Annotated in this window: 16 protein-coding genes; 7 read left to right on the top strand and 9 right to left on the bottom strand. The window is 68.0% G+C overall.

The window, feature by feature from the left end:
• Positions 1–42 precede the first annotated feature (42 nt).
• Together ACFSXZ_RS16445 and ACFSXZ_RS16440 are read left to right on the top strand one after the other, a co-directional pair.
• Complete coding sequence (locus tag ACFSXZ_RS16445) at positions 43–336, top strand: GroES family chaperonin (protein ID WP_378266483.1); 294 nt, start codon at positions 43–45, stop codon at positions 334–336.
• 16 nt (positions 337–352) lie between these two features.
• A complete protein-coding gene (locus tag ACFSXZ_RS16440) occupies positions 353–2,233 on the top strand; it encodes a VanW family protein (protein WP_378265894.1) in 1,881 nt (626 codons plus the stop codon).
• 123 nt (positions 2,234–2,356) lie between these two features.
• On the opposite strand, the gene ACFSXZ_RS16435 is transcribed toward ACFSXZ_RS16440, so the two are convergent.
• From ACFSXZ_RS16435 to ACFSXZ_RS16415, 5 genes are all read right to left on the bottom strand, one after another.
• A complete protein-coding gene (locus ACFSXZ_RS16435; protein WP_378265893.1) occupies positions 2,357–2,632 on the bottom strand; it encodes a GlsB/YeaQ/YmgE family stress response membrane protein in 276 nt (91 codons plus the stop codon).
• Positions 2,633–2,758: 126 nt separating this feature from the next.
• Complete coding sequence (locus tag ACFSXZ_RS16430; RefSeq protein WP_378265892.1) at positions 2,759–4,603, bottom strand: acyl-CoA dehydrogenase; 1,845 nt, start codon at positions 4,601–4,603, stop codon at positions 2,759–2,761.
• 153 nt (positions 4,604–4,756) lie between these two features.
• Positions 4,757–5,539: a response regulator transcription factor gene (locus tag ACFSXZ_RS16425; RefSeq protein ID WP_378265891.1), complete on the bottom strand. Its 783-nt coding sequence runs from the start codon at positions 5,537–5,539 to the stop codon at positions 4,757–4,759.
• 203 nt (positions 5,540–5,742) lie between these two features.
• Positions 5,743–6,282 (bottom strand): G/U mismatch-specific DNA glycosylase, encoded by a 540-nt coding sequence (gene mug, locus ACFSXZ_RS16420; RefSeq protein ID WP_378265890.1) that lies wholly within the window; start codon positions 6,280–6,282, stop codon positions 5,743–5,745.
• A 189-nt stretch (positions 6,283–6,471) separates the two neighbouring features.
• Complete coding sequence (locus ACFSXZ_RS16415; protein WP_378265889.1) at positions 6,472–7,143, bottom strand: VanZ family protein; 672 nt, start codon at positions 7,141–7,143, stop codon at positions 6,472–6,474.
• Between the two features lie 425 nt (positions 7,144–7,568).
• Here ACFSXZ_RS16415 and ACFSXZ_RS16410 point away from each other — a divergent pair, with 425 nt between their 5' ends.
• On the top strand, positions 7,569–9,944 hold the full coding sequence (locus tag ACFSXZ_RS16410) for an LCP family protein (protein ID WP_378265888.1): 2,376 nt from the start codon (positions 7,569–7,571) through the stop codon (positions 9,942–9,944).
• 100 nt (positions 9,945–10,044) lie between these two features.
• On the top strand, positions 10,045–10,710 hold the full coding sequence (gene phoU / locus ACFSXZ_RS16405) for a phosphate signaling complex protein PhoU (RefSeq protein ID WP_378265887.1): 666 nt from the start codon (positions 10,045–10,047) through the stop codon (positions 10,708–10,710).
• Positions 10,711–10,718: 8 nt separating this feature from the next.
• On the opposite strand, the gene ACFSXZ_RS16400 is transcribed toward phoU, so the two are convergent.
• Complete coding sequence (locus ACFSXZ_RS16400) at positions 10,719–11,624, bottom strand: EamA family transporter (protein ID WP_378265886.1); 906 nt, start codon at positions 11,622–11,624, stop codon at positions 10,719–10,721.
• Between the two features lie 56 nt (positions 11,625–11,680).
• Positions 11,681–12,457 (bottom strand): phosphate ABC transporter ATP-binding protein PstB, encoded by a 777-nt coding sequence (gene pstB, locus ACFSXZ_RS16395; protein ID WP_378265885.1) that lies wholly within the window; start codon positions 12,455–12,457, stop codon positions 11,681–11,683.
• Positions 12,458–12,874: 417 nt separating this feature from the next.
• On the opposite strand from pstB, the gene pstS reads away from it, so the two are divergent.
• The 3 genes from pstS to pstA all read left to right on the top strand — a co-directional run bounded on the left by pstS (position 12,875) and on the right by pstA (position 16,180).
• Positions 12,875–13,981, top strand: a complete 1,107-nt coding sequence (pstS, locus tag ACFSXZ_RS16390; protein ID WP_378265884.1) for a phosphate ABC transporter substrate-binding protein PstS — start codon at positions 12,875–12,877, stop codon at positions 13,979–13,981.
• Between the two features lie 134 nt (positions 13,982–14,115).
• Positions 14,116–15,069: a phosphate ABC transporter permease subunit PstC gene (gene pstC / locus ACFSXZ_RS16385; protein WP_378265883.1), complete on the top strand. Its 954-nt coding sequence runs from the start codon at positions 14,116–14,118 to the stop codon at positions 15,067–15,069.
• Positions 15,070–15,127: 58 nt separating this feature from the next.
• Entirely contained in the window at positions 15,128–16,180 is a 1,053-nt protein-coding gene (pstA, locus tag ACFSXZ_RS16380; RefSeq protein WP_378265882.1) for a phosphate ABC transporter permease PstA, read from the top strand.
• 169 nt (positions 16,181–16,349) lie between these two features.
• Here pstA and mshD read toward each other — a convergent pair whose 3' ends face one another.
• Positions 16,350–17,225 (bottom strand): mycothiol synthase, encoded by an 876-nt coding sequence (gene mshD, locus ACFSXZ_RS16375; protein ID WP_378265881.1) that lies wholly within the window; start codon positions 17,223–17,225, stop codon positions 16,350–16,352.
• 9 nt (positions 17,226–17,234) lie between these two features.
• Positions 17,235–17,984, bottom strand: a complete 750-nt coding sequence (locus tag ACFSXZ_RS16370; RefSeq protein WP_378265880.1) for a winged helix-turn-helix transcriptional regulator — start codon at positions 17,982–17,984, stop codon at positions 17,235–17,237.
• Positions 17,985–18,018 lie beyond the last annotated feature (34 nt).

Below are 18,018 nucleotides of genomic sequence, written 5' to 3'. Positions count from 1 at the left end.
GCCAAGAGTGTGCCGGTCCCCGGCCCCAAACTGGAAATTCAGATGATGCACGACCGTGTGCTGGTCCGGCTCGCGCCGGAGGAAGGCGAGCGGCGAAGCGGCGGCGGCATCGTGATTCCCGCGACGGCGCAGGTGGCGCGCCGACTCGCCTGGGGTGATGTACTGGGTGTAGGCAGTAGTGTACGTAATGTGAAGGTAGCCGATCGCGTGCTTTTCAACCCCGAGGACCAGCTCGAGGTCGAGGTACAGGGAGAGGCCTACCTGGTGATGCGGGAGCGCGACATCCACGCGGTCGCCTCCGAGCGGACGGAGCACGGGACGGGGTTGTACTTGTAGCGCGATGGGAGGGTAGGTGGCCGACGAGGACTCCTCGCCGCACGGGGCCCCGGATCGGGGACCGTGGGACACCTGGGCCACCGCGCCTGTTTCCCGGGCCGGCCCGACCTCGGACTACTTCGTCCCTCCCGACAACGCCCTCGCCGACGAGATCCTCGATGTCGGCAGGCCCCCGCGTTTCGATCGCTCACGCGCGAAGCTGCTCCTCGGCCGGGTGATGATGGTCGCGGGTGGCCTGATCGCGGTCGCCGCCGTGCTCTACACGATCGACCTGATGGCCAACGCGGGCAAGGTGCCCCGCGGCGTGGTCGTGGACGGTGTCGATGTCGGCGGGCTGAGTCGCGCCGACGCGGAAGCCAAACTGCAGCGTGACCTGGAGCCGCGCCTCTACCGGCCGATTCCGGTTTCCGCCGGTGATGTCCGGACCACCCTCGACCCGGCCGCTTCCGGCCTCAGCCTCGACTGGCGCACGACTCTGGCCAGGGCGGGGCATCAGTCGCTCGATCCGGTGGTCCGAATCGAATCCTTCTTCACCAAGCACGAGGTGCCCGTCGCCACGGACGTGGACGATGACGCGCTCGATCGAGCGGTCTCGCGACTCGTGGCCGACCAACTCGATCACCTGCCGGTCGAAGGCGACATCACCTTCGAACCGATTCCCGGCACCGACGGGGAGGTCACCCCGCACGCCGTCGAACCGCGAGCCGGGCAGGCGGTTTCCGACGCCAAGGGCGCCGTGCGGCTCGTCAAGCAGCACTGGCTGGACGACGGCGGGATACACCTCGACGTTGGCGTCACCCCCGTGCTCGCGACTTCGGAGGGGGTGCACGAGACACTCGACCAGGTCGTCGCCCCGGCGGTCGCGAGGCCGGTCGTGGCGCACGGCGAGGGCACGGACGCACTGCTCAAACCGGCCGCGATCGCCGCGGCGATGCGGTTCGCGCCCCGTCCGGGAGGCGCGCTGCAGATGAGTCTCGACGCGGCGAAGCTCCAGGACGTGTTACGGCCACAACTCGCGACCACCGAAAAACCCGGGAAGGACGCCGAAATCGACTTCACCGGCGTCGTTCCGGCCATCCGGCCGTCGGTCGACGCGCGCAAGATCGACTGGACGAGCACGTTCAACCCGCTGATGGCGGTGCTCGCCCGGCCGGACGGACGGGATCTGACCGTCCGCTACCAGACCGCCCGGCCCGGTCTGACCACCGAGGACGCCGCGGGCATCGGCATCAGGGAGGTGGTCTCCGAGTTCACCACCGGGTCGCTGTCGGGCGTGATGGCGGCCAACGTGGCCGCCGCCGCGGACAAGGTGAGCGGCGTGATCATCCGGCCGGGCCAGACCTTCAGCCTTACCGGGCGCATCGGCCCCCTGACCCAGGCGACGGGCTTCGCCCCGGCGGCGATGAACGAGGACGGTTCGGGACCGCTGGTGATCGGCGGTGGTCTCTCCCAGTTCGCGAGCACGCTCTACAACGCGGCCTACCTGGCGGGCCTGACCGACGCCGGGCACACCGAACACGGCTACTACGTCGACCGTTATCCCCCGGGCCGGGATGCTGAAGCCTTCCGTGACGACGGCTCGGTGGCGGACCTGCGCTTCACCGACAGTTTGGTGAGCGGCATGGCGATTCAGGCCTACGTCTCGGGAGACACCGTGACCGTGCGAATCTGGGGAACCAAGCGGTATCACGTGGAAAGCATGACCAGCGGGTGGCAGGATGTCGTCCTTCCTCCGGTCCAACAGGATTCCGGGCCGTCCTGCCGTCCGTCCGGTGGCGAGCCCGGGTTCACCGTCACGGACGTCAGAATTCGCTACGACGTGGTCACCGGCGCCGAGGTCGGCCGTGACACGCGTTCGGTGCGTTATGCGCCGAAGCCGTCCGTGAGCTGCGGCTGAAAGATCGTCCCATGCTTGGGAGACAAGGAAGTCCGGCGGAGCGGGTCGCTCGGCCGGACCTGAACCCGGGAGTGGAAAGCGTCTCGTGAAAGCGCTTTCCACTCCCGGATCGAAGGTGATCGGTCAGTGCGTGACCCGGTTCCGGCCGTACAAGCCGGCGACCAGCCACACGCCCAACGCGGCGAGGCCGACCTGGGTGAAGAACTCCAGCCAGTCGAAACCGGACGTGTTGGCGTAACCGGCAGCGCGCGCGATGGCCGTGCCGATGAACGCGGCCACGATGCCGACCACGATGGTCAGCCAGATCGGGATGCGCTGTTTTCCGGGCACGACCAACCGGCCCAATGCTCCGATGATCAGACCGACAATGATCGCCGTAATGATCGCGATGAGGGTCATCGAATCTCCTTAATCCGCCGTTGGCCCCGGTATACCCGCGTAACGAACACGTCAAAACCTGGTCAACGGGAACAAAAGGACGACGCCCCGGGCGCGGTGCCCGGGGCGTCGGTGAAAAGGAGCCCGCTACAGGGCCGCTTCGGGAATCTCCATCAGGTCGTTGTCGGCGGCCGCCACGATCGCGCGCCGCGCGCTCAACTCGGGCAGCACCGTCTTCGCGAAGAACGAGGCCACCGCGACCTTGCCCTGATAAAAGGCCTGGTCCTTGCCGGTCGCCGGCTCGTCGAGGCGGGCGAGCGCGACCTCCGCCTGCCGGAGTAGCTGCCAGCCGACCAGGAGATCACCGGCCGACATCAGCAGCCGGACGGTGTGCTGGCCGACTCGGTAGACGCTCTTGGCGTCTTCCTGCGATTCGGTGAGGTAGCCGATCATCGCGCCGAGCATGCCCTGCACGTCTTCCAGCGCCTGCTTGAGCAACTCGCGCTCGTTCTTCAGGCGTCCGTTGCCCGCCTCGGACTCGATGAACTTGCCGATTTCGCCGGCCAGGAAGCCCAGCGCCTGTCCCTTGTCGCGGACGATCTTGCGGAAGAAGAAGTCCATCGACTGGATCGCCGTGGTGCCTTCGTACAGCGAGTCGATCTTGGCGTCGCGGATGTACTGCTCGATCGGGTAGTCCTGGAGGAAGCCCGAGCCTCCGAGGGTCTGCAGGGACTGCACCAGCTGCTCGGTCGCGCGCTCCGAGCCCACACCCTTCACGATGGGCAGGAGCAGGTCGTTGACCCGTTCCGCCAGCCGCAGCGATTCCTCGTCGCCCTCACCGGTCCAGATCTGGTCCTGGAACGAGGCGGTGTAGAGGTAGACCGCGCGCAGGCCCTCGGCGTACGCCTTCTGGAGCATCAGCGAGCGTCGCACGTCCGGGTGGTGCGTGATGGTGACGCGCGGCGCGGCCTTGTCCATCATCTGCGTCAGGTCGGGCCCCTGGACCCGTTCCTTGGCGTATTCGAGTGCGTTGAGGTACCCGCTGGACAGCGTGGCGATCGCCTTGGTGCCGACCATCATCCGGGCGTACTCGATCACCTGGAACATCTGGGCGATGCCGTCGTGCACGTCGCCCAGCAGCCAGCCCTTGGCCGGAACGTCGTGCTGGCCGAAGGTCAGCTCACAGGTGGTCGAGACCTTGAGCCCCATCTTGTGCTCGACGTTGGTCACGAAGGCGCCGTTGCGCTCGCCGAGTTCACCGGTCTCGGTGTCGAAGTGGAACTTCGGTACCAGAAACAGCGACAGGCCCTTCGTGCCCGGCTTGGCTTCGATGCCCGGTCCTTCGGGGCGGGCCAGAACCAGGTGCATGATGTTCTCGGTGAGGTCCTGGTCGCCCGAGGTGATGAACCGCTTCACACCGTCCAGGTGCCAGGAACCGTCCTCCTGGAGTACCGCCTTGGTGCGGCCGGCGCCCACGTCGGAGCCGGCGTCCGGCTCGGTCAGCACCATGGTGGCGCCCCAGCCCCGGTCGATCATGATGCGCGCCCAGCGCTTCTGCTCCTCGGTGCCGTTGCGGTCGAGGATTCCGGCGAAGTTCGGGCCCGCCAGGTACATGAACAGGGCCGGGTTCGCGCCGAGGATGAGTTCCGCCGCGGCCCAGCAGACCGTCGGAGGAAGGCCGAAGCCGCCCAGTTCGTTGGACAGTCCCAGGCGCCACCATTCGCCGTCCCACAGCGCCCGGTAGCTCTTCTTGAACGACTCGGGCAGGGTGGCCGAGAACGTCTTCGGGTCGTAGACGGGCGGGTTGCGGTCGGCATCGGCGAAGGACTCGGCGAGCGGCCCGACGGCGAGCGTGTTCAGCTCGGAGAGCACGCCACGGGCGGTCTCCTCGTCGGACTCCGCCAGGACGCCCTTGCCGAGGCGGTTCTGGACGCCGAGCACCTCGAACAGGTTGAACTCGAGGTCTCGGACGTTGCTCTTGTAGTGGCCCATGTGCTCGCTCCGTTTGTTCGGGTATCCGGCTGGGCGCGTGTCGGTCCCCTACTGGCCGGTAACTTCAGGATATTACCTGTCGGTAACCGGCGGCAAGTGAAATCCATTCGGATGCTCCGGACGAACCCCCTGAAACCGGCGCCGAGAGTGGCGTCACCGCATCCTGTGGTCGGCCAAACCCAGTGGCGGAGCGGAAGTCGGGGGGCGTTCGAGGCTGTCATCCGGTTGTGTGACGAGAATCCCGCCACGGAAAGCGATGGTCACGGCATGTGTCCGGTCGCGCGCCGAGAGCTTGCGCAGGATGCTCTTCACGTGCGTGCGGACGGTTTCCACGGAGAGAAACAGGATCTTCGCGATGGCCGCGTTCTCCAGTCCCTCGGCGACCAGTTGGAGGACCTGGTACTCGCGGCGTGACAGCGGGAGTCGTGGCCGCTTCGGCTTGGCGCCACCATCCAGTGACCGCGTGCCGGACCGGCTGGCGGTGACGAGGGGCACCAGGGTGGGGTCGACGTAGCGCCGGTCGAACTGGACCCGGCGGATCGCCTCGACCAGCCGGCGGGTCTCGACCGAGCGCGGCACCACGCCGTGCACCCCGGCGGACCGGGCACCGCTCAGGAAACCCGGAGTGCGGTGCGCATCCCGCAACAACAGGATGACCAGTAGTGACGGATCGGAACCCAGCAGGAGTTTGATCAGGTGACCGTGCGGGTCCAGGCCGCTGTCGACCAGTACCACGTCCAGGCGTACCTGTTCGGCCATCTGCAGGGCGGAGTGCGGGCTCGGCGCCTGCCCGGCCCAGTGCATCCCCGGAGCGCGCTGAATGATGGCGCTCAGGCCTTCCCGGTAGATCGGAACGGAGTCGACGACGGCGATTCCGAGGTTGCGCGAGGTTACCGCGGGCGGTGGAGCCTGTCCCGTTTCGTTACTGTGCGTCATCTCGGCTCCGTCCAGGGTGTGGTCACACCTGTGCGGGACGACCGGAGGCGGGCGGGTCGTCCCCCTCGACGGCCCGCCCGGGTCTCCCCGGCACCGCGATCCGATCCTCCCTGCTAGGACCGGGTCAGCTGTGACACGACTCCATTGTCGGACTACCCCGCGCGGAGGGTATGACGCGGGTTCTTCAAAGCCGAAAAATATGATTACCCTGCGTACGCGACCCGGTGCAGCCGGCCGAACTCCTCGGCCAGTGTCGCCGCCGTCCAGTGGGCGTTGAGGCCACTGGGGTTGGGCAGCACCCACACCTTCGTCTCGCCGAGCTGCTCCGGCTGCCTGCCCACGGTGGCTTTGGGACGCCCGAAAGCGGTCCGGTAAGCGGTGATGCCGACGACGGCCAACCAGCGCGGGCGATACCGCGCGATCTTGTCCTCCAGTACGGCCGCGCCCTCGCGCAGTTCGGCGCCGGTCAGTTCGTCTGCCCGGGCGGTCGCCCTCGCGACCAGGTTCGTGATGCCGAGGCCGAAGGTCAGGAGTTCGGCCTGCTCGGCCGGTCGCAACCGTCGGGGAGTGAACCCGGAAGCGTGGAGAGCCGGCCAGAACCGGTTGCCGGGCCGGGCGAAGTGGTGTCCGGTGGCGCCCGAATACAGGCCGGGATTGATGCCGCAGAACAACACGTGGAGTCCCGGCGCCACGATGTCGGGGATGGTGGCGTTCTGCGCGGCCGCGAGCGTGGAGGCGTCCATCGGTAGCCGGATCCTAGTGTTTTCCGCGGTCCCCGGCACGGACGCCCGCGGGCCGTTCTCCCGCGAGCCGACCGGAAGGTGGCAAATTCACCAAAGGACGCGTACGCTCTGTGATCTGCCACACAAGGGACGACGCCAAAGGAGGCGGCGTGGAAATCGCGATCGTCCTCGGGCTCGTGTTGCTGCTCTTCACCGCGGCCGCCGCGACGGTCGCCTGGGAAGATCGACGAGCCGCACGACGGGAGGCCGCTCGGCGAGCCGCCCGGCTGGCGTGCCTGGGTGAACACGACGCGGCCACTCGCCTCCCGCCGCCCTCGTCGGAACCGTTCCGTCACTGAGCACCAACGGCACCCCGCGTGCCGGCGGCAGGTTCGTCATCCGAACCCGCGAGGTCCACAGCGCCAGGACCACGGCGCCCACGACCCAGCCGAGCAGCGCGCCCGTGGTGTTGTCGATCAGGTCGTCCACATCGAAGGTGCGGTACTGGAACGGTGCGGTACCCCAGTTGGCGCTGAGTTGGGTCGTCTCGATGAGCAGCGAACAGGCGAAGCCGAGCAGGCCGGTACCCACGGCACCGCGTTTCCACAGCAGCCGCGCGAAGATCCCGAGCGGGACGAACAGCGCCACGTTGAGCGTCGCGCCTTCGAACGCTGGCATGGTGATCGCGTGGGCGATCGACAGCCCTCGTTCCCGCAGTTCTCTGCCCACGTCGGAGGTCCACTGGAACGGCACGAGCTGAATGGTCTGGGCCGGTGGGTGGGCACCGGGTCCGGGCAGCGGAAAGAACACGGCGGCCGCCACGAGGCAGGCGTAGACCGCCACCGCGGCGGCGGAAGCCCTCCTGATCAGCGCTTTCGTCATGCCTGAACGCTACGGCCGGCCGCGGGGGCGCGGGATCGGTCGAAAAGCCGTCCGGCTCCGCCACTTGGCCAGTACCGTGAGCACGCCGGCGTTCAACGGCTGGTGGTACATACCAGTCATCCGGCGGCGGTCGGCTTCGCTCCGTGGCGGGACATGCCCGGGAGAATCGACCGGCCGATCCCGGACCGCGACACGGTAAGACGCATTGAATACAGTCCGTAGTTTTCCCCGGCTATTCGCCTATTAGCGGAGCGGGTGGTTCACCCTGTTCGTCGCTTCTCTCGCCCGTTTGTCGCACGGAATGTAAGAAAAATCCCCGTGGGTGTCGTCAGGAACGGGATGTATCCGTACGATAACGATGCTCGCCACCCCGGCGATCAATCCCGTGGCGGTTGATCCCGCCCGAACGACAGAGAGGAGACCGGGTGCCAGACGACCGTTCGGCGGGCCCCGGTCCCCGGGGCGATGCCGCGTCCGGCCGAGGCCGGCGTCGTCGATCGATCGAGACGGAGGGCGGCATCAGCGTTGCCGACCTCGTGGCGCAGCGCACGGGCATCCGCCCGAAGTTCGACGCGGGCGACTCGCCCGGCCGAGCACGCGAGGCCGAGCCACCGCACCCGCCGGAGCGCCGCGCGCGGGATCCGCACCCGTCCTTGCCGCCCACGGCCCGCCGCCAGGCGCCCCCGCCCGCCGCGGAACCCCGCGGCCGGGAGCCGCGGACGTCCGAACCGCCGCGCAGAGCCGCGCCACCGCCGCCGCCGAATCGTGCGCCGCGCCGCCCGGTCCAGCCTCCTCGCCAGCGTCTCCCGGTGGCCGAGCCGCCCGCTCCCGAAGGCCCGCCGCCTCGTCGGCGACGTGATGCCGAGCCACCCGCCGTCGATGGTCCGCCGCCGCGCAGACCGGTCCAGACCGAGCCGTCCGGCGCCGATGGTCCGCCGCGCAGGCCGATCAACGGCAAACCGCGCGCCGCCGAAGGTCCGCGCAGGCCGGTTAACGGTGAGCCGCGTCCTGCCGAAGGTTCGCGCAGGCCGGTCAACGGTGAGCCGCGCGCTACCGAAGGTCCGCGGAGGCCGGTTAACGGTGAGCCGCGTGCTACCGAAGGTCCGCGGAGGCCGGTTAACGGTGAGCCGCGTCCTGCCGAAGGTTCGCGCAGGCCGGTCAACGGTGAGCCGCGCGCCGCCGACGACCTCCCGCCGCGCAGGCCGGTCAAAGCCGAGTCGGCCGCCGACGGTCCGCCCACCCGGAAACGGCCCCCGGCCGAACCGGAATCGGAGCAGGGCAAACCGGCCGCGCGTTCCGGCCAGCCGAATCCGCCCGCGCGCCGGCCGGGTCCTCCGCCGAACGGTGCCAGGCCCGGATCCGGGCGTCCGTCGATCGCCCGCCGGTCGGCCTCGCTCGAAGACCGGCTCACCATGACCGACGAGATGGAGCCGATCGACGACGGCACGAAGGTTCGCCGCAAGATCGACCACTCGCTCGCCCGGTTCTCCGCCGCGCACGACGAACTCGCCGCCGAGGAGGCTCGCCGCAAACAGCGTCTGGAAAGGTTCACCTCCCGGCCGGTGCAACTGCTCGAGCAGACCAGGACCCGGCTGCAGCGCGTGGTGGCGCCGGGCCGTGCCACCGGGGAATCCGATGCGGTGGCCACCGAAGCGAAGGCCGACGCGCCACAGGATTCGTTGCCGGACAAGAACCAGCGCCGGATCGAGCTTTCGATCAAGATCGGCCGGATCACCGCGGCCGTGCTCGCCGCGCTGATCTTCCTCGGCCTCGGCACCGCCTGGGGCGCGAAGACCTGGTTCAACAGCAAGTTCACCGAGGTCTCCGCACTCGACGAGAATTCGGCCGACATCCAGAACGCCGGTGCGCAGAACGGTGACGAGAACTTCCTGATCGCGGGTTCGGACACCCGGATCGGCGCGACGCCCGGAGAGAACGTCGGCAACGCCGACGAAGTCCAGGGCGCGCGCTCGGACACGGTGATGCTCGCCCACATCCCGGCGGACCGGAGCCGCGCGGTGGTCGTCTCGTTCCCCCGGGACCTGGAGATCTCCCGGCCCGCCTGCAATCAGTTCGACGTGGCGAAGAACGACTACAGCGACCAGGTCGTGCCGGCGGAGACGAAGGTCAAGCTGAACACCGCGTACGCGATCGGCGGGCCCCGTTGCCTGACCAAGTGGATGCAGCAGATCACCGGCATGAGGATCAACCACTTCGTCGGTATCGACTTCGGTGGCTTCAAGGGCATGGTGGACGCGGTCCAGGGGGTCACCGTCCACCTGGACAAGCCGATCAAGGACAGCGTGCTGGGCATGGTGGTTTCGCAGACCGGGGACGTGACCATCTCCGGCGACCAGGCGCTCAGCTTCGTCAGGGCCCGGCACGTCATCGGCGACCCGACCTCCGACTACGGCCGGATCAAGCGGCAGCAGCAGTTCATCAAGGCGCTGATGGAAAAGGCGATGTCGCATGGGGTGATGACCAGCCCCAGCCAGCTTTCCGGCTTCGTGACCTCGTTCGCGAAGGCGACCTTCGGCGACAACATCGGGGTCGACCAGATGCTCACCCTCGCGCAGTCGATGAAGGGGCTCGACGCGAGCAAGGTCAACTTCATGACCGTGCCCACCGTCGGCACGGCGAACAGCCGCGGCAACGAGGTCCTCGTCGAAAGCAAGGCGAAGGCGATCTTCCAGGCCCTCATCGACGGCACCCCGCTGCCGGACCCGTCCGCGCCCGCTGCCTCTTCGACTCCGTCGACGTCGGCCGTCCAGACGAGTTCGACCGTGAAGTCACGCAGCTGACACGCTCCGTAGCCTGACCGCCGGAGTCGTTAGCGCGGGTTCATTCCGGGTTCACTCGGCGATGCGGCAGCAGGTCTGTCCTGCCCGTAAGGTGGTGGCCATGCGCGAGGCTTATCACGTCGAGTTGGATGAACTGGCCGGCAATCTGGCGAAGATGTCGGCGCAGGTGGCGACCGCCATGGAGACGGCCACCAAGGCGTTGCTCGACGCCGACCTGGCGCTGGCCCAGCGGGTGATCGGAGACGACGCCAAGGTCGACGACGCTCGCGCCGAGTGCGAAGAGCAGGCCTACGCCCTGCTGGCGTTGCAGGCTCCGGTGGCCACCGACCTGCGCACGGTCCTGGCGGTGATCCACGCCGCCGAAAGCCTCGAGCGGATGGGCGATCTCGCCTTGCACGTGGCGAAGGCGGCCCGGCGGCGCTACCCCAACAACGCGCTGCCGGATGTGGTCCGCCCGTATTTCTCCGAAATGGGCGAGGCCGTGGTCTCTCTGGCGCGCCGGACCGAAGAGGTCATCAAGTCCAGGGACGTCGACGCCGCCCGCTCGCTGGAGGCCGACGACGACCGGGTCGACGAGATCCACCGGCACCTCTTCAGCGTCATCATGGCGAAGGACTGGGAATTCGGGGTCGCCGCCGCGGTCGACATCACGCTGCTCGGCCGTTTCTACGAGCGGTATGCCGATCACGCGGTGTCCGTCGCCAAGCGAATGGTCTTCGTGGCCACCGGCAAGATGCCCGGCTACGGCCCGGGCGACGACTTCTGACCGACCGGCTAGCCGGTCTTCGCGGTGCGGGTCGCGCCGATCGAAGCGGCGACCACACAGCACAGCGCCAGCCACTGTGCGGGCCGCAATGATTCGTGGAGCACCAGCAACCCGGCCAGCGCTCCCACCGCGGGCTCGATGCTCATCAGCACGCCGAACACCCGCGGCGGGATCCGGCGCAGCGCCTCGAGTTCCAGCGAATACGGGACGACCGACGAGAGCAGTGCCACGGCCAGCCCGGCGACCAGCACCCACGGGGTGAGCAGACCGGTACCGGTCTGGATGATGCCGACGGGCATCGCCGCCAGCGCGGCGACGGCCATCGCGAGCGCGAGCCCGCCGCCGTCGGAGGTACGGCTGCCCAGTGCCGCGCCGAGCAGGATGTAGCCACCCCAGCAGACCGCCGCGCCCAGCGCGAACACAATGCCCAGCAACGAAAGATCGCCGCGCGTCTCGGCGAGCAGTACCACTCCGCCCGCCGCCAGCAGCGCCCACACCGCGTCGAGCAGACGGCGTGATCCCGCCAGCGCGACCGTGAGCGGGCCCAGGAACTCGATCGTCACCGTGATGCCCTGCGGAATCCGGGCGAGTGCCTGGTAGAAGCAGAGGTTCATCATCCCGAGGATCAGGCCGTAGCCGAGCACCACCGGCCAGCCACGGCGCCCGGCACGCAGCGTGGGCCGCCACACCAGCAGCAGCACCACGGCGGCGAAGAACAGGCGCAACGTCACCGTGCCCGCCGGGCCCGCGATCGCGAACAGTTGTTTGGCCAGCGCCGCGCCGACCTGCACGCTGACGATCCCGATCAGGATCTGCGCGGTGGGCGGGATTCCGCCGAGAGCCCGTCCCGCCAGCGTCACGACACGAGCGCGGGGAAACCGTCCGCCGACACTCTCCACATGAACCGAAACCACGTCTCCAGACGCTACCGCGACCCCCCGACAGTAACCGATCGGTTTCGGTGGGGCCTTTAGCCGAAGCGGCCGGAGATGTAGTCCTCGGTGGCCTTCTCGTTGGGGTTGGAGAAGATCTTCTCGGTGTCGTTGAGCTCGACCAGACGGCCCGGCTGGCCGACGCCGGCGAGGTTGAAGAACGCCGTCTGGTCGGAGACACGCGCGGCCTGCTGCATGTTGTGCGTCACGATGACGATCGTGTAGTCCTTCTTGAGCTCACCGATCAGGTCCTCGATGGCGAGCGTGGAAATCGGGTCGAGGGCCGAGCACGGCTCGTCCATCAACAGGACGTCCGGCCGGACCGCGATGGCGCGCGCGATGCACAACCGTTGCTGCTGACCGCCGGAAAGCCCGCCGCCCGGTTTGTTCAGGCGGTCCTTGACCTCTTTCCACAGGTTGGCGCCGCGCAGCGCGCGCTCGGCCACCTCGTCGAGATGCTTCTTGTTCTTGGTGCCCGCCAGCCTGAGACCGGCCACCACGTTGTCGCGGATCGACATCGTGGGAAACGGGTTGGGGCGCTGGAAAACCATTCCGATGGTCCGGCGCACCTGCACCGGATCAATAGTGGAGGCGTAGATGTTTTCGCCGTCGAGAAGTACTTCGCCATCCACCCTGGCACCGGGAATGACCTCGTGCATGCGGTTCAGCGTGCGCAGCACGGTCGACTTACCGCAGCCCGACGGCCCGATGAACGCGGTGACGTTCCGGGGCGGCACCGACAGCGTCACGCTGTCGACCGCGTGGAACTTCCCGTAGTAGATGTCGAGGTCTTTGACGTCGATTCGTTTAGCCATCGCGGGAAACGCTCACTCCGTGTTCGGGACTGCCGGTCCTTGGATCAAGGGTAACCAGCTTTCGTCGACCCCAGGGGCCGGTGGTGTTGACCGGTGTCCGAACACTAGGGCGCGAGGGTGGCCGGACAGGTCTGAAAAGATGAACGGAAGGTGAACAGAATCGTGGACTGTGACGGGTGTGACCCATGCTGCGTGTAACGTTCACCCGGGCCGCCCCCACCATGCGAATTCCATCACAGGGCCAGGCGGGACGTGCGCTTATCACGGAGCGTTTACCGATTTGGAATCGAAAAAGTACATCGGCCTGTTTCACCTTCCGTTCATCTTGGGTCTTCTTTCAGGCCACCGGGCTTGCTTACCGTCCGGGTCGCGACTGTTCGTCGCGATGAGGGAAGTCGTCCGTTGGAGGATTCTCAGGTGATTACCAAGCGGCACGGTGCCGCCTTCAGCATCGTTGCGGCCGGCGCTCTGCTGCTGGCCGCCTGCGGTAGTGACAACAACGCAGGTGGCCCGGCCAGCTCCAACCAGCCGACGAGCAACATCGAGTGTGCCTCCGGCACGCTGACCGCTGCTGGCTCCACCGCGCAGTCGAACGCCATGTCGGAGTGGGTCAAGGCCTACCAGAACAAGTGCAGTGGCGCGACCGTCAACTACCAGGGCGGTGGTTCGGGCAAGGGCGTTCAGCAGTTCCAGCAGGGCACGGTCGACTTCGCCGGTTCGGACTTCGCCCTGTCGTCCTCGGACCAGCCCGCCGCCGACGCCCGGTGCAAGTCGGGCCCGGCGATCAACCTGCCGATGGTTCCCGGGCCGATCGCCGTCGGGTACAACGTTCCCGGCGTGACGGCGCCGTTGAACCTCTCGGCGAGCACGCTGGCCAAGATCTTCACCGGCAAGATCACCAACTGGAACGACCCCGCCATCGCCGCGGACAACGCCGGGGTCAACCTGCCGTCGCTGGGCATCCAGACCTTCCACCGGTCGGACGGGTCGGGCACCAGCTTCAACTTCAGCAACTACCTCGCCAAGGAGGCCAAGGCGGACTTCCCGTTCGAGGCCAACAAGAACTGGCCGGCTCCGGGCGGCCAGGGCTCGAACGGGACCCAGGGCATCGCGCAGGGTGTGAAGACCACCTCGGGCGGAATCGGTTACATGGAACTGTCCTTCGCCACGCAGAGCCAGATTCCCTATGCCAAGGTCGGTAACGCGGGCGGCAAGTTCGTCGAGCTCACCACGGACAACGTGAAGAACTTCCTGTCCAAGGCGAAGGTCGTGGGCTCGGGCAACGACCTCAAGCTCGAGTTCGACTACACCAACGCCGACGCGAACGCCTACCCGGCCCTGCTGGTCACCTACGAGATCGTCTGCTCGAAGGGCAACGACTCGGCGAAGCTGCCGCTGGTCAAGAGCTTCCTGAGCTACCTGGCCAGCAACGACGGGCAGAACCCGCTGTCCGGTCAGGGTTATGTCCCGCTCCCGGCCGAACTGCAGACCAAGGTCGCGGCGGCGGTGAACACGCTCGGCTGATCCGGACCTGCCCGATCCGCCTCGCCGGTCACGTGACCGGCGAGGCGGAGAGGTTCGGGTATACAACGGAAAACACGGTACTTCAGGAGTGCGCCATCACCAGTAACAGCCAGGAGCCCGCCGGCACCGAGACGGTGCCCGCGTCTGACACGTCACAACTTTCCCGGCATCCGTCACGGCGTGGCGACATCGTGTTCCGCTGGATCGCCAAGGCCTCGGGGACCTTCATCCTCATTCTCCTGGTGGCCATCGCCGCCTTCCTGATCATGGAAGCGGTGCCCGCTCTTCGCGGGGACAAGGCGAGCTTCCTGGTCACGCTGTCGTGGGATCCCGATCAGACCCAGGTCTTCGGCATCGCGGCGCTGGTCTTCGGCACCGTGATCAGCTCGCTGATCGCGCTGGTCATCGGGGTTCCCATCGCGGTGGGTGTCGCTCTCTACATCAGTCACTACGCGCCCAAGGCGATCGCCCGGCCCCTGGGCTACGTGACCGACCTCCTGGCCGCCGTACCCAGTGTGGTGTTCGGGTTGTGGGGCCTGGTCTGGCTGGTGCCGAACCTGATTCCGCTGAGCCAGTTCCTCAACCGGTACTTCGGCTGGATTCCGCTGTTCGCTTCGACGAACCAGACCTACGGCAAGTCGATGTTCGCCGCCGGGGTCGTGCTCGCGGTGATGATCCTCCCGATCGTCGCCGCGTTGTGCCGTGAGGTGTTCATCCAGACTCCCAGCGAGCACGTGGAAGCCGCCTACGCGCTGGGCGCGACCCGCTGGGAGATGCTGCGCATGGCCGTGCTGCCCTACGGGCGTTCCGGCATGATCAGCGCGATCGTGCTGGGTTTCGGCCGTGCGGTGGGCGAAACGATCGCGGTCGCCCTGGTGCTCTCGGCCAGCAACGTGATCACCATCCGGATCCTGGACCCGGCGGGCGCGACGATCGCCGCGAACATCGCCAACAAGTTCGGTGACGCGGGCGCGATGGGACGGAGCGCGCTGATCGCCTCGGGTCTCGTGCTGTTCGCGATCACGCTGGTGGTGAACTTCGGCGCCCGGGCCATCGTCCGGCGCGGTCCGCGCCCGGGGGCGGTATGACACGCGGAGATACGGGCATGACCTGCCGGGTGTCCCGCACGACACAGGAGGAACGACGATGACCGCGATGCTCGACGAGCCGCTGATCACGAGCAGGCTGACCCGTCCGCGGCTGTCGTGGGCCGCGCTGGCCGGTGTCGCGGCGGGCTCGGTGGCCGTCACCGCTCTGCTGTTCCTCCTCACGTCGCTCAGCGGCTATGTGGGCTTCATCCTGATCGCCGTCGTCCTGTATGTGGTCGCGCTGACCGTGGTCTCGACCATGGTCGAGGGCTGGCGGCACGCCAAGGACCGGCTGATGACGAACGTGCTGCTCGGCACCGTGCTCTTCGCACTCCTGGCACTGATCGGCGTGCTCGGCTACACGATCTACCGTGGTCTGTCGCGCTTCGACGGTGTCTTCTTCGGGCACTCGATGCGATCGGTGGCCGAGGCGGACGCCGGCGGCGGCGCGTACCACGCGATCATCGGCACGCTGGAGCAGGTCGGCATCGCCACCGCGATCGCCGCGCCGCTGGGCATCCTCGTCGCGATCTACCTCGTCGAGTACAGCACCGGCAGGCTCGGGCGGATGGTCAGTTTCCTCGTCGACGTGATGACCGGCCTGCCGTCGATCGTGGCGGGACTGTTCGTCCTCGCGCTGTGGATCGTGTTGCTGGGCCAGGGTTACTCGGGCTTCGCCGGTTCGCTGGCGCTGGTGGTGCTCATGCTGCCGACGGTGATCCGGTCCACCGAGGAGATGCTCAAGCTGGTCCCGAGCAGTCTGCGGGAGGCCTCCTACGCGCTCGGCGTGGCGAAATGGGTGACCGTGGTGCGCGTGGTGCTCCCGACCGCGACGGCCGGGATCGTCACCGGCGTGATGCTCGCGGTGGCCAGGGTGATGGGCGAGACGGCGCCGGTGCTGCTCACCGTCTTCGGCGCGCAGGCGATCAACTTCGACCCGTTCAGCGGGCCGCAGGCATCGCTGCCGTTGTTCGTGTTCAGCGAGGCCGGTCAGCCCAACTCGACCGCCATCGACCGGGCTTGGGCCGGCGCGCTGGCCCTCATCCTGGTGGTGGTCGCGCTCAACCTGATCGCCCGCACCGTCGCCCGGTACGCCAGGGTGCGCGCCTGACACTACGAGTCTCAAATGAAGCAAGGTGTGTTTACTACGGATGAACCGTAGTGATCGGCGGCCGGACGAAAAGCGTGTCCGGCCGCGTGCAGCAGCCTCCGGCGGGTACCACGTGCTGTGGCTGGCTGCCGTCGCCGCCTCCGGCCGAGCAAACACACCTTGCTCGCTTTCAGCGTGCGTACTGGATGTCTGACTGGTACCGGTCGAAGCCGAGCCTGGAGTAGACCGCGATCGCGGGCGCGTTGTCGGCTTCGACGTAGAGGATGATGTGCCGGAGGCCCTTGTCGCGCAGGTAGCGCAGCCCGGCCACGGTCAGCGCCTTGCCGAGGCCGCCGCCCTGCGCGTCCGGGTCGACACCGACCACGTACACCTCTCCGATTTCCTCGCCGCCGAAGCGGCGCGGGTGCGCGGGGTGCACCTTGGTCCAGTGGAACCCGATCACCCGCCCATCCCGCTCGGCGAGGAAGAACCCGGCGGGGTCGAACCAGCTCTCGGCTTCGGACTCCTCGAATTCCTCGACCGTCAGGCTGCCCTGTTCGGGGTGCCAGTCGAAGGCCCGGGCGTTGACGTCGACGACCGCCCGCTCGTCCCGGCCGGGCACGAACGTGCGCAACGAAACCCCTTGCGGGGGCGCGGGTTCCGGCCAGTCGTCGTTGACGGCCGCCCGCATGATCAGCAGTTCCCTGGCGCGAGTGAAGCCTTCGCGTTCGGCGATCCGCGCGGCCGCCGGATGGTCGCCGTGCGCCCAGACCCTCAGTTTCCCGGGGACCCGGTCGGCCAGCGCCCGGGCGAGCGCGGTGCCGACCCCCCGGGACCGGTGATCCGGCCGCACGATCAGCTCGGCGACCTGGTGCCCGAAGGCGTCGCCGGAGGTGTCCAGATGCGCGTAACCGGCGAGTTCGCCACGCTCGTCATGGGCCAGCAGGTGCAGACCACCGGCAGGTGCCGTGACCTCTTCCGGTTGCCCGTCGGCGTCGCGCGCGGCCACCAACAGTTCGTGGACCTCGCGCTCGGCGGCCGGATCCAGTTCGTCGAACCAGCGCATGGCTACCGGTCAGGGCGTCGAGAACTCGCTCGGCAGGTCGGCGTCGAAGGACAACGCGGGCAACCCGGGTTTGGGGGCGCCCTTGGAGGGACGCTCGAACTTGTAGCCCACGTTGCGCACGGTGCCGATCATCTGCTCGTGCTCGGGACCGAGCTTCGCCCGCAACCGCCGGACGTGCACGTCGACGGTGCGGGTGCCACCGAAGAAGTCGTAACCCCACACCTCCTGCAGCAGCTGGGCGCGGGTGAACACCCGTCCTGCGTGCTGGGCGAGGTACTTGAGGAGCTCGAACTCCTTGTAGGTCAGTTCGAGGGTGCGCCGGCGCAGCCGGGCGGTGTAGGTGGCCTCGTCGATGACCAGCTCGCCCACCCGGAGCTCGGCGTCGACCTGGGCCGTGCCGCCGTCCCTGGTGGTGGCCAGGCGCAGCCGTGCGTCCACCTCGGCGGGGCCCGCGGTGGGGAGGAGGATGTCGTCGGTGCGCCATTCGGCGCTCACCGCGACCAGGCCGCCCTCGCCGACCACGGCGATGATCGGTGTGCCCGCTTCGTCCTCGCCGGTGCCCTTGAGCAGCCGGCAGAGACTCTTCGCCGAGGCGAGATCGGTGCGCGCGTCGAGAAGAATGACGTCGCGATGGCCGGCGTCCAGCAAGGCCGTGACCTCTGGTGGCCGGACGCGTACGGTGTGAGGCAGCAGGTCCAGCGCTGGCAACACCGAAGTGGCTTCGGGTTCGGGAGTCAGTACGAGTAGGTCGAGGCTCATCGCCACACCGCCTTCATTTCTCGTGATCCTGCGA

The organism is Amycolatopsis pigmentata, from assembly GCF_042684065.1.
Taxonomy (GTDB): Bacteria; Actinomycetota; Actinomycetes; order Mycobacteriales; family Pseudonocardiaceae; genus Amycolatopsis_E; species Amycolatopsis_E pigmentata.
This window is presented reverse-complemented; position numbering and strand designations above follow the sequence as displayed.